This is a genomic window from Pseudomonas sp. SDT291_1_S447 (assembly GCF_054070155.1).
In genome coordinates, this window is record NZ_JBSVXS010000053.1 from 24,347 (window position 1) to 36,159 (window position 11,813).

Here is an 11,813-nt window from a genome sequence, read left to right on the forward strand (position 1 = left end):
TCTGAAATAACTCTATGAGCTCGCAGAGGCATACCGAAAAACGACATTTAACGTGCCTTTGTACGACAGCTATTTTCCCGAAAACGACATCCCACTGATCTGCTCCGTACAACCATTCCTCAGCTAAGTCTTTGCTTATGCTCATTTATCACGGAGAATCGCGCCCCTGTTTCGGCCGGAGCATGTCTGTCGGTTTTTTCCGACGCGTCCTGACCGAGTGGCAAGTGACCGGAATGCGGAGATCCGACCGGATGAATGATCAGGCCAAAAGCGTTGATCAACGCTTTGATGCAGTAGCACCCGCTGAACTTTCGAGCTGGAATCGCCAGGACACCACCTGGATGTTGGGACTGTTTGGGACGGCCATCGGCGCCGGCACCCTGTTTTTGCCGATCAACGCAGGTCTGGGTGGCTTCTGGCCGCTGGTGGTCCTTGCGCTGCTGGCCTTCCCGATGACGTTCTACGCGCACCGTGGCCTGACCCGCTTCGTGCTGTCCGGTCGCGAAGGTGCCGACATTACGGAAGTGGTCGAGCAACATTTCGGCATCAAGGCCGGTGCACTGATCACGCTGCTGTACTTCTTCGCGATCTTCCCGATCCTGCTGATCTACAGCGTCGGCCTGACCAACACGGTCGCCAGTTTCCTCGAACATCAACTGCACATCACGCCGCCACCGCGCGCGCTGCTGTCGTTCGTGCTGATTCTCGGTTTGCTGGCGGTGGTGCGTTGTGGCGAGCAGGCGATCGTCAAGGCCATGAGCCTGATGGTCTATCCATTTATTGTCGCGCTGTTGTTCCTCGCCGTTTACCTCATTCCGCACTGGAACGGCGGCATCCTGACCACGGCATCGCAGGTGCCGGCGCCGTCCGCACTGCTGCATACGCTGTGGCTGGCGATTCCGGTGATGGTCTTCTCGTTCAACCACTCGCCGATCATCTCGGCATTTGCGGTTGATCAGAAACGTCGTTATGGCGTCCACGCTGAAGAGCGCAGCTCGCAGATCCTGTCCCGCGCACACGCGTTGATGGTGCTGATGGTGCTGTTCTTCGTGTTCAGTTGCGTACTGACGTTGTCGCCAGGGCAATTGGCGGAAGCCAAAGAGCAGAATTTGTCGATCCTGTCTTATCTGGCCAACCACTTCAGCAATCCGACCATCGCCTTTGCGGCACCGTTGATTGCGTTTGTGGCGATCTCCAAGTCGTTCCTCGGTCACTACATCGGTGCCAGCGAAGGCCTGAAAGGACTGATCGTCAAGAGCGGTAAGCGCCCAAGTGCCAAAGCGCTTGATCGCATCGTGGCGGCGTTCATGCTGGTGATCTGCTGGATCGTGGCGACCCTGAACCCGAGCATTCTGGGCATGATCGAAACCGTCGGCGGCCCAGTCATCGCGGCGATTCTGTTCCTGATGCCGATGTATGCCATTCGCAAGGTTCCGGCGATGGCGCGCTATCGTGGCCAGGCGTCTAACGTGTTTGTGACGGCGGTAGGTCTGGTAGCGATTTCTGCACTGGTTTACAAGCTGACGATGTAACACGGATTCAATCGATAAAAACCGCTGTGCCTGCCCGGGCACAGCGGTTTTTTTTGGCTCGGGAGCTGAGCTTGCTCGCGAAAGCGATGAGGCCCGAACAGGCAACCACCCTCCATCAGGCATAAAAAAACGCCGCTCATCTCACGATGGGCGGCGTTTTTCATTGCGTTGTTACGTTAGGCTTGAACGACCGGGATGTTGGCGTTCGCAGCAGCTTCACGGAACTCGGCGATCTGGTCGAAGGACAGGTAGCGGTAGATATCGGCCGCCATGCTGTCGATCTTGCCAGCGTATTCCATGTACTCCTCGACGGTCGGCAGGCGACCCAGGATCGAAGCAACGGACGCCAGCTCGGCCGAAGCCAGGTAGACGTTCGCGCCGTCGCCCAGACGGTTCGGGAAGTTACGGGTCGACGTCGACACCACGGTGCTGTTCGGTTCAACGCGTGCCTGGTTACCCATGCACAGCGAGCAGCCTGGCATTTCCATGCGTGCGCCAGCCTTGCCGTAGATGCCGTAGTAGCCTTCTTCGGTCAGTTGGTGAGCGTCCATTTTGGTCGGCGGCGACAGCCACAGACGGGTTGGCAGCTGACCCTTGACCTGATCCAGCAGTTTACCGGCAGCGCGGAAGTGACCGATGTTGGTCATGCACGAACCGATGAACACTTCGTCAATCTTCTCGCCAGCAACGCTGGACAGCAGACGGGCGTCGTCCGGATCGTTCGGCGCGCACAGTACAGGCTCGCTGATGTCGGCCAGATCGATTTCGATGACTTCGGCGTATTCGGCGTCGGCATCGGCTTCCATCAGTTCCGGGTTGGCCACCCAGGCTTCCATCGCTTGAGCACGACGTTCCAGGGTACGCGCATCGCCGTAACCTTCACCGATCATCCAGCGCAGCAGGGTGATGTTGGAGTTCAGGTACTCGGTGATCGATTCTTTCGACAGCTTGATGGTGCAACCGGCAGCCGAACGTTCGGCCGAGGCGTCGGACAGTTCGAACGCCTGCTCCAGGGTCAGACCTTCCAGACCTTCGATTTCCAGGATGCGGCCGGAGAAGGCGTTTTTCTTGCCTTTCTTTTCAACGGTCAGCAGACCGTTCTGGATGGCGAAGTAAGGAATGGCATGAACCAAGTCACGCAGGGTGATGCCAGGTTTCATTTTACCTTTGAAGCGCACCAGGATCGATTCCGGCATGTCCAGCGGCATAACGCCGGTGGCAGCGGCAAACGCAACCAGACCGGAACCGGCCGGGAACGAAATGCCCATCGGGAAACGGGTGTGCGAGTCACCACCGGTACCCACGGTGTCCGGCAGCAGCATGCGGTTCAGCCACGAGTGGATGATGCCGTCGCCCGGACGCAGGGAAACGCCGCCGCGGGTCATGATGAAGTCAGGCAGGGTGTGGTGGGTGGTGACGTCGATCGGCTTCGGATAGGCCGCGGTGTGGCAGAACGACTGCATTACCAGATCAGCGGAGAAGCCCAGGCACGCCAGGTCTTTCAGTTCGTCACGGGTCATTGGACCAGTGGTGTCCTGAGAACCTACGGTGGTCATCTTCGGTTCGCAGTAGGTGCCAGGACGAACGCCTTGGCCTTCTGCCAGGCCGCAAGCTTTACCAACCATTTTCTGCGCCAGGGTGAAACCCTTGGTGCTTTCAGCTGGGGCTTCTGGCTTTTTGAACAGGTCGAACGGTGGCAGACCCAGTTCGGCGCGAGCCTTCTCGGTCAGGCCACGGCCGATGATCAGCGGGATACGGCCGCCGGCGCGAACTTCGTCCAACAGCACCGGAGTCTTCATCTCGAAGGTGGTCAGGACTTCGTCGGTGCCGTGTTTGCAGACTTTGCCAGCATGCGGGTACAGGTCGATCACGTCGCCCATGTTCATGTTGGAAACGTCGAACTCGATTGGCAGTGCGCCGGCATCTTCCATGGTGTTGTAGAAGATCGGAGCGATTTTGCTGCCGAAGCAGAAACCGCCAGCGCGCTTGTTCGGCACGTAAGGAACGTCGTCGCCGAAGAACCACAGCACCGAGTTGGTGGCCGATTTACGCGACGAACCGGTACCGACCACGTCACCGACGTAGGCGATCGGGAAGCCTTGACCGCGCATTTCTTCGATCTGCTTCATCGGGCCGATGGCGCCCTGCTGATCAGGAACGATGCCGTCACGGGCCATTTTCAGCATGGCCAGGGCGTGCAGCGGGATGTCTGGACGCGACCAGGCATCAGGAGCAGGGGACAGGTCGTCGGTGTTGGTTTCGCCGGTAACCTTGAAAACGCGCAGGCTGATCTTGTCGGCCAGAGTCGGGCGGTTCTTGAACCACTCGCCGTCAGCCCAGGATTGCAGTACGCCTTTGGCGTGAACGTTGCCGTTCTTGGCTTTTTCCGCGACGTCGTGGAACGCATCGAACATCAGCAGGGTGTGCTTGAGTTGCGCGGCAGCGACTGGCGCCAGCTCGGCGTCGTCCAGCAGGTCAACCAGGGTGACGATGTTGTAGCCGCCCTGCATGGTGCCAAGCAGTTCTACAGCGCGCTTTTTGTCCAGCAGAGGGGAGGAAACTTCGCCCTTGGCCAGTGCAGACAGGAAGCCGGCTTTGACATAGGCCGCTTCGTCCACGCCTGGTGGAATGCGATTGGTGATCAGGTCAACGAGAAATTCTTCTTCGCCAGCCGGAGGGTTTTTCAGCAGCTCGACCAGGCCTGCTGTTTGTTCGGCGTTAAGCGGCTGGGGAACGATACCCAGGGCTGCACGCTCTTCGATATGTTTGCGGTAGGCTTCAAGCACAGTTATTACCCTCATCAGTGGTCCCAAATGGGTGTCCGGGACGCTCATCCCGAAATTGCCGTACTCATGCTCCTCACGACGTTGTGGGTCGTTCGGCCAGAATTACCGGCAATTCCTTACAGAAGCTGCTTTCAAAGTTTTACGCCTGCAGAACGGGGAGCTGATGAGGGTTGGCGCTGGATTTTTCCCCGCTGGAAAAATCCCTCGCCAACACCGCTCTGAAGGAACGACTGTGCTCGTGACGCTTTGAAAACAGCTTCTAACGGACATTGGCGCCTTAAAAGGCTGGCTGATTCTACGGCAAAAAAAATTTAAAGGTAAGTCGCGCTCTATTGGACTTTCGTGGCAATGCGCGCGGCCGGGGCAAACACTCGGTGTGGCTGAGACCCTGATGTTTGAGGGGTGATCAATGCCCGACAAAGGGCTAACATGCCGACCTGTTCCGCGTTTCAGTGTTTTGCCTATCTTATGCCCAATCAGACCATCAAGACCCCCTGCGTCGGCCTCTGCTCCACTGTTTACGGTGATCTGGTGTGCCGTGGCTGCAAGCGTTTCCACCACGAAGTGATCCACTGGAATGGGTACAACGAGGAGGAAAAGCGTGCAGTGTGGCTGCGTCTGGAGCAATTGCTGTCACAAGTGATGGCGGGCAAGGTCGAGATTTTCGATTCGGCGCGCCTGCGCGAGCAGCTGGAACAGCGCAAGATCCGCTTCGTGCCACATCAGTCGGAGTATTGCTGGGCGTATCAGCTGATCGCCCGTGGCGCGCGGGTGATCATTAATCTGGAAGCCTACGGGATGGTGTTGCTGCCGGAGTTTCGCGACTGGAACCTGCCGGAATTGCGTGATGCCATTGATCGGGAATTCTTCCTGCTGTCGGAAGCGCACTATCAGCGCTACATCGCCCCCGGATTCCTCAAAGACGCCTTTGGCGCCTGAAAGCTTCGCGAGCAGGCTCGCTCCCACAGGGGAATGCATTCCAACTGTAGGAGTGAGCCTGCTCGCGATAGCGGTAGTGTATTCAAGAAGGTGGTGACTGACAGGACGCCATCGCGAGCAGGCTCACTCCTACAGGGATCGCATTTCAAATCTGGAGGTTTAGTGCTTCACCGCCAGCTCCACCAGATGATCCTCAACCTCCTGCGGTTTGAGCACCAGTACATCGCTCTCCAGCGCATCCAGTACCACTTCCGCGGTATTGCCGATCAACGCCCCGGACAACCCCGTACGCGCCACGGTGCCAATTACCGTCACCGCTGCCTGCAGCTTGTGCGCCATGAACGGGATCAACACATCCGCCGGGCCTTCCTCGATGTGCAGATGCTCATCATCGACATCGAACTCAGCCTGAAACGCCCGACATTGCTCGCGATAACGCGCCTCGATGGTTTCGCTCAGTTGCAGCGTAGGGTCTGCAGCCGACAACATCGGTGATGGATGCGCAGCGATCACGTGCAGATGCGCCTTGGCCAGACTGGCAATGTCATAGCCATGATCAATGATCGTCGTGTGCAAATGCCGGTGCTCGCCATCGGCATTGCCCACATCAACCGCCGCCAGAATCACTTTGTCCTTCCACGAACCTGCGGTTTTCACCAGCAGCACCGGGGTAGGGCAGTGGCGCAGGAGTTTCCAGTCGGCCGGGGTCAGCAGGGCTTTTTTCAGGGAACTGTCCGGGAAGTGCTGCTTGATCACCAGCCCGCAACCCTCGGCCTGCTGCACATCGATGATGGTTTCGTGCAGGCTCTCGTTCCACGCCTGCTCGGTAGTCACACTGTAGCCATCGGCCACCAGCGCAGCCTTGAGCACGCCAAGCATGCCGGCGTGATCGTGTTTCTTGTCGCACACCAGCAGGTGCAGATGGGCCTGGGTCACGCCGGCGATCAACTTGGCGCGCTTGAGCGCCAGGCTTTCCGAATGTTCGGGTTCGATGACCACCAGAATGCTGCGAATGGCTTGCATGAGCGGAGTCTCCAGCAAAGAAAAGGCACGGCGTTGCACAACTATAGTTGCTGCTCATGAGGCTGCGACTTGATGCATATCAACGCCAGCCGCTGGTGGTCTGCGGACAGGCCGGTATAATCGGCCCCCTTCGCTCGAACACCTTTTACCGTGAGCCCCATGATCCTTCCCGAAATCCACGAATTCCTTGGCTGCCGCACCCCCGACGCCTGGGTTCAGGCTGCACTGGCCGATCAGGAAACCCTGCTGATCGACCACAAGAACTGCGAGTTCAAGGCCGCCAGCACCGCCCTGAGCCTGATTGCCAAGTACCATTCCCATGTCGACCTGATCAACATGATGTCGCGTCTGGCCCGGGAAGAACTGGTGCACCACGAGCAGGTCATGCGCATCATGAAACGGCGCAAGATCGAACTGCGCCAGCTCCACGCCGGTCGTTACGCCTCGGGCTTGCGCAAGGTGGTGCGCAGCCATGAGCCGGTGAAACTGGTCGATACGCTGGTGGTCGGCGCGTTTATCGAAGCGCGCAGTTGCGAGCGGTTCGAAGCGCTGGTGCCGCATCTGGACGAAGAACTCGGCAAGTTCTACTTTGGCCTGCTGAAAAGCGAGGCGCGGCATTTTCAGGGTTATCTGAAGCTGGCCTATCAGTACGGTGATGCGAAGGATATTGCTCAGGTCATCGACAAGGTCCGTGCCGCCGAGCAGGAACTGATCGAGTCGCCGGATGAAGAGTTTCGCTTCCACAGCGGCGTGCCTGCATAAGATTGTTAAAAACTCTTAAGAGTATGAAACATCACCGAAAACCGGCCCCAGCGGCCGGTTTTTGCTGCCTGAAGCAAACGCCTTCAGCGCGATTGCCGCCATAATGCCGACCACTTCACACATGGGTGGCAGACGGTCGTTATGGATAACCTGGGTTTTGGCAAGCTCCTGCTGGTGGAAGATGATGAGCGCCTTGCTGCGCTGATCGCCCACTTTCTTGAACAACACGGCTACGAGGTGCGCACAGTGCATCGCGGTGATCTGGCCGTGGCTGCCTTTCTCGAGTTCAAACCGAAAGTCGTGGTGCTCGACCTGATGTTGCCGGGGCAGAGCGGTCTGCACGTGTGTCGGGAGATTCGCAGCGTGTCGGACACGCCGATCGTGATTCTGACCGCCAAGGAAGATGACCTCGACCATATCCTCGGTCTGGAGTCCGGCGCCGATGACTACGTGATCAAACCGATCAAGCCGCCAGTGTTGCTGGCCCGGCTGCGGGCGCTGCAGCGGCGGCAGGTACCGGACAGCAACGTGGTGAGTTTTTTGGAGTTCGGCCAGTTGAGCGTCGACCGCAGTTGCCGTGAAGTGCGGCTGGCGGGCGAGGTCATCGAAATGACCACCATGGAATTCGAGCTGCTGTGGTTGCTGGCCAGCGCGGCCGGCAAAGTGCTGTCGCGCGACGATATCCTCAATCGCATGCGCGGGATCGCCTTCGACGGGCTCAACCGCAGTGTCGACGTGTACATCAGCAAGCTGCGCAACAAGCTCAAGGACAACCCCCGCGAGCCGATCTGTATCAAAACCGTGTGGGGCAAGGGTTATCTGTTCAATCCGTTCGCGTGGGAGCTGTAGATGCTGCGGTTATTTCTCGGGCTGTTTCTGGTCATGACGATAGGTCTGGTGCTGGCGTTGCAGACGGTCGAGCGCACTTTTGATGCCTTGCTCGATTATCAGATGCAGGACTACAACCGCGAGGCTGTGCGGGGGCAAGCGTGGACGTTGGCTCAGCAGTTGCGTGACCTCGATGGCCCGGCCCGGGAAAAGCAGCTGGAAACGATTCGCCCGCATTACGGTTTGGGGCTGACGCTGGTCGATACCTCTGAACTGGCCCTCAGCGACGAGGAAAAAGCCGAGCTGGCCAAAGGGCTGCTGGTGATCCGCGACAAGTACAGCCAGTACATTTCCGCCATTGACGATGGCCCGCAACTGCTCAGCATCCGTTTGCCGGCCGAGCCGAGCCTGATGCCGTTCTACATCGCCGCTGCCTACCTGATGATTGCTGTGCTGATCGGCTTCGTCCTGTTTTTCTGGGTGCGTCCGCACTGGCGTGATCTGGAGAAACTGCGCCTGGCCGCCGAGCGTTTCGGCGATAACGACCTGTCGGTGCGCATTCAATTGTCGAAACGCTCGAACATCCGCGATCTGGCCGAGCACTTCAACCTGATGGCGGCGCGCATCGAAGGCCTGATCGCCAATCAGCGTGAGCTGACCAATGCTGTGTCCCACGAGTTGCGCACGCCGATCGCGCGGTTGTCGTTTGAGCTTGATCAGCTCAAGCAGCAGTCGGACCCAAGCCAGAACCGCGAGCTGATTGCCGATATGTATGCCGACCTCGGCGAGCTGGAGGAAATGGTTTCGGAACTGTTGACCTACGCCAGCCTTGAGCGCGGCGCGACGGTGATCAAACGCGAAAACATTCAAGCTGCCAATTGGCTCGACAGTGTGGTCGGCAGCGTGGCGCTGGAGGCCGAAGCGGCGGGAGTGCAGTTGCTGATCGGTGATTGCCGGCTCGACACCGTGCGTATCGAACCGCGATTTATGGCGCGAGCGGTGATCAATCTGCTGCGCAATGCGATTCGCTACGCCGAGCAACGGGTTGAAGTGACGCTGGTGCGCACCGGTGATTATTACGAAGTGCGGGTCAACGACGATGGGCCGGGCGTGCCGGTGCATGGGCGGGAGAAGATCTTCGAGCCGTTTTCGCGGCTGGATGCCAGTCGCGATCGGCGTACGGGTGGGTTTGGCTTGGGTTTGGCGTTGGTGCGCCGCGTGTCGCAGTCCCATGGTGGGCAGGTTGAAGTGGGCGATTCGCCTTGGGGTGGGGCGTCGTTCCGGATGACCTGGTCGCATCTGGATTGAATGCCGTTGTCTGCGCCGGCCCCTTCGCGAGCAAGCTCGCTCCCACATTGGATTTGTGAGCGCCGCAGATCACTGTGGGAGCGAGCTTGCTCGCGAAGGGGTCAGTTCAATCAGCATTTTTGCGGCTGACCCACCGCTATCGCGAGCAGGCTCACTCCTACAGGGTTTTGTGTCTTGCTCAAAATTTGTAGACAGCGCAGACCCCCTGTAGGAGAGAGCCTGCTCGCGATGGGGCCATCCGTGGCGCCGCTGTTTCAGCCCAGAATCAGAAATCCCACTTGGTCGTCAGCATCAAATTGCGCGGCTCACCGTAGAACGTGGTGTCGAAGTTGCCCAGACCCGTCAGGTAACGCTTGTCGAACACGTTGTTGGCGTTGACCGTGAAGCTCAGGTGCTCGTTGTATTGATAGCGGCTCATCAGGTCGACGAGGGTGTAGCCGCCCTGTTTGATCCGCGTGTAGTCGCCGGCCGGGGCGCTGTAGATCTTGCCGTAGAACGCGCTCTGCCAACTCACGCCGCCGCCGACGGTGACCTTGTCCAGCACGCCGGGCAAACGGTAAGTGGTGAAGGTGCGCACCGTATGCTCGGGCTTGGTGGTCGACAACGGATAACCGTACATGCGCTGCTCATCGGCATCACGGGTGCGCGCGTAGGTGTAGCCGGCGGAGAGGTTCCAGCCTTCGGCCAGTTCGCCGGCCAGTTCCAGCTCCACGCCTTTGGTGGTGGCGCCGTCGATGGCTTTGTAGATGCCTTCGTTGGTCACCGCGTTGGTGCCGATCGACTCGGCAACGCCGTCCTGCTCGATGCGGAAGAACGCCAGGCTGGCGTTGAGGCGACCGTCGAAATACGCCGCTTTCAAACCGGTTTCATAGCTGTCGCCTTCGACTGGGGCAAGGGTCGAGCCGTTGGCGTCTTTGTAGGTCTGCGGCTGATAAATGCTGGTGTAGCTGGCATACAGCGAGTAGGTGTCGTCGAGGTCATAAATCACCCCGGCGTACGGTGTGACTACGCCGTGTTCCTTGTAACTGGTGTGGGTATCGTCGAGGCCGGCGCCGGGGTTGTAGCGGTAGTCTTCGTTGTATTTGAACGTGCTCAAGCGGCTGCCGAGAATCACCGAGAGATCGTCGGTCGGGCGCAGTCGCGTGGCCAGGTAAATACCGTTCTGGCTTTGGGTGCGCTCGTATTTGCCGTTCTTCGGGAAGTCCTGTTTCGGCAGATTGCCGTCCCAGTCGTAAATGCTCCCCGGGACTTCGGAAAACGCACTGGTGTCGTAGGTCGCGCCGGTCTGGCGCGAATGCGAGGTCATGACCCCGGCGATCAGCTCATGCTCGCGACCGCCCAGCGTGAACGGGCCGGTGACGTTGACGTCAGCGGTGTTCTGCACGCGATGACCTTCCCAGCGCCCCCAGTACATGAACATGCCTTCGCCCGTGGCGCGATTCGGATTGCCACCGCTGGCCGAGGCCAGACGCGTGTCGTGATCGGTGGTTTTCTGGTCGAGGCTGACCTTGAATTTCCAGTCGTTGGCCAACGCCTGTTCCAGCGAAGCGAAATAGGTGATGTTGTCGAAATCGCGGCGGCTCCAGTCAGCGGCAGAGTTGAAGTGCCGCCCGAAATCAGTGCGCCCGCCATCGGCGAAATACACCGGGTTGCCGGTCCACGACGAACCGCGCGGGGTCGTGCTGGATTTGTCCACGCCGAAGGTCAGCAGGGTGTCGTCGCTCAGGTCGGCTTCGAGGATGCCGTAGAACAGGTCTTTGCGCTGGCTGTAGTGATCCAGGTAAGAGTTCTGATCTGAATAAGCGCCGACGAAACGTCCGCGCACATTGCCCGATTCAGTCAGCGAACCGGAAATATCACCGACGGTGCGGTAGGCATCCCACGAACCGACCGTGCCGCTGATTGAAGCCTTGAACTCTTTGGTCGGCTTCTTGCGGATCAGGTTGACCGTGGCCGACGGGTCGCCGGAACCGGTCATCAGGCCAGTGGCGCCTTTGATGATTTCGATACGATCGATGCTCGCGGCGTCATCGCCGTTATTCGGGTTCTCGCCGTACACGCCATCGTAGGGAATGTTGATGCCGTCGTACTGGAAGTTGGTGATCGCCAGGCCGCGCGCGGAAAACTCGGTACGGTCGCTGTCGTACTTCTGCATGGAAATGCCGGGGGTATTGCGCAGCGCATCACCGACACTTTGCACGCCACGATCGTCCATTTGCTGACGGGTAATCACCGTCACCGACTGCGGGGTTTCGCGGATCGACAGCGGCAGGCCGGTGGCCGAGGACATCGCGCCGGTGGTGTAGGAGCGGGTGTCTTCGGTGGTAGTGCCGAGGCCTTGGGCGGAAATATTGGTGGCGCCCAGTTGCAAGGTCTGGGCGGTTTTTTCCGCGGCGTTGGCAGAAATGCTCAGCAGGGCCAGTGCCAACGGGCACAGGGCGAAACGGACGTGCGACATGGAGATCCCTTTGCATCGAATCGATCGGTAGGTGAAGTGCTTCTTGGGGGTTAACCGAACGAGTGCGGGAAAAGGGAACTGAACAGCTCAAAGATTTAATGCCCTATGGAGTTGGCAATGTGGGAGCGAGCTTGCTCGCGAAGGCGCTGTGTCAGTCGACGCAATACTGACTGAAAC

8 protein-coding genes are annotated in these 11,813 nt (G+C 59.0%); 5 read left to right on the plus strand and 3 right to left on the minus strand.

All coding sequences use genetic code 11. The features are described 5' to 3' along the window. Positions 1–251: 251 nt before the first annotated feature. A complete protein-coding gene (locus ACW9IR_RS17310; RefSeq protein ID WP_110720491.1) occupies positions 252–1,532 on the plus strand; it encodes an HAAAP family serine/threonine permease in 1,281 nt (426 codons plus the stop codon). 176 nt (positions 1,533–1,708) lie between these two features. On the opposite strand, the gene acnB is transcribed toward ACW9IR_RS17310, so the two are convergent. Then, on the minus strand, positions 1,709–4,318 hold the full coding sequence (gene acnB / locus ACW9IR_RS17315; RefSeq protein ID WP_095120281.1) for a bifunctional aconitate hydratase 2/2-methylisocitrate dehydratase: 2,610 nt from the start codon (positions 4,316–4,318) through the stop codon (positions 1,709–1,711). A gap of 468 nt (positions 4,319–4,786) precedes the next feature. Here acnB and ACW9IR_RS17320 point away from each other — a divergent pair, with 468 nt between their 5' ends. Further along, positions 4,787–5,257 carry a DUF1289 domain-containing protein gene (locus ACW9IR_RS17320; protein WP_038366489.1) on the plus strand — a complete coding sequence of 157 codons (471 nt, stop codon included), beginning with the start codon at positions 4,787–4,789 and terminating at the stop codon, positions 5,255–5,257. 159 nt (positions 5,258–5,416) lie between these two features. Here the strand turns inward: ACW9IR_RS17320 and ACW9IR_RS17325 are convergent, their stop codons facing one another. Beyond that, positions 5,417–6,280, minus strand: a complete 864-nt coding sequence (locus ACW9IR_RS17325; RefSeq protein WP_038366282.1) for a universal stress protein — start codon at positions 6,278–6,280, stop codon at positions 5,417–5,419. A gap of 159 nt (positions 6,281–6,439) precedes the next feature. Between ACW9IR_RS17325 and miaE the strand changes: the two genes are divergently transcribed. The 3 genes from miaE (at position 6,440) to ACW9IR_RS17340 (ending at position 9,178) form a co-directional block, all read left to right on the plus strand. Then, positions 6,440–7,042, plus strand: coding sequence for a tRNA-(ms[2]io[6]A)-hydroxylase (gene miaE, locus ACW9IR_RS17330; protein ID WP_102902034.1), 603 nt, complete (start codon positions 6,440–6,442; stop codon positions 7,040–7,042). Positions 7,043–7,183: 141 nt separating this feature from the next. Beyond that, positions 7,184–7,891: a winged helix-turn-helix domain-containing protein gene (locus tag ACW9IR_RS17335; RefSeq protein WP_457464364.1), complete on the plus strand. Its 708-nt coding sequence runs from the start codon at positions 7,184–7,186 to the stop codon at positions 7,889–7,891. Beyond that, entirely contained in the window at positions 7,892–9,178 is a 1,287-nt protein-coding gene (locus ACW9IR_RS17340; RefSeq protein ID WP_457464366.1) for an ATP-binding protein, read from the plus strand. A 265-nt stretch (positions 9,179–9,443) separates the two neighbouring features. Here the strand turns inward: ACW9IR_RS17340 and ACW9IR_RS17345 are convergent, their stop codons facing one another. Then, entirely contained in the window at positions 9,444–11,636 is a 2,193-nt protein-coding gene (locus ACW9IR_RS17345; protein WP_457464368.1) for a TonB-dependent siderophore receptor, read from the minus strand. Positions 11,637–11,813 lie beyond the last annotated feature (177 nt).

Excerpts from the sequence above, each read along its gene's own strand:
- ACW9IR_RS17310 (WP_110720491.1), top strand. The coding sequence starts at position 252 with ATGAATGATCAGGCCAAAAGCGTTGATCAACGCTTTGATGCAGTAGCA.
- ACW9IR_RS17320 (WP_038366489.1), top strand. The coding sequence starts at position 4,787 with ATGCCCAATCAGACCATCAAGACCCCCTGCGTCGGCCTCTGCTCCACT.
- ACW9IR_RS17325 (WP_038366282.1), bottom strand. The coding sequence starts at position 6,280 with ATGCAAGCCATTCGCAGCATTCTGGTGGTCATCGAACCCGAACATTCG.
- miaE (WP_102902034.1), top strand. The coding sequence starts at position 6,440 with ATGATCCTTCCCGAAATCCACGAATTCCTTGGCTGCCGCACCCCCGAC.
- ACW9IR_RS17335 (WP_457464364.1), top strand. The coding sequence starts at position 7,184 with ATGGATAACCTGGGTTTTGGCAAGCTCCTGCTGGTGGAAGATGATGAG.
- ACW9IR_RS17340 (WP_457464366.1), top strand. The coding sequence starts at position 7,892 with ATGCTGCGGTTATTTCTCGGGCTGTTTCTGGTCATGACGATAGGTCTG.
- ACW9IR_RS17345 (WP_457464368.1), bottom strand. The coding sequence starts at position 11,636 with ATGTCGCACGTCCGTTTCGCCCTGTGCCCGTTGGCACTGGCCCTGCTG.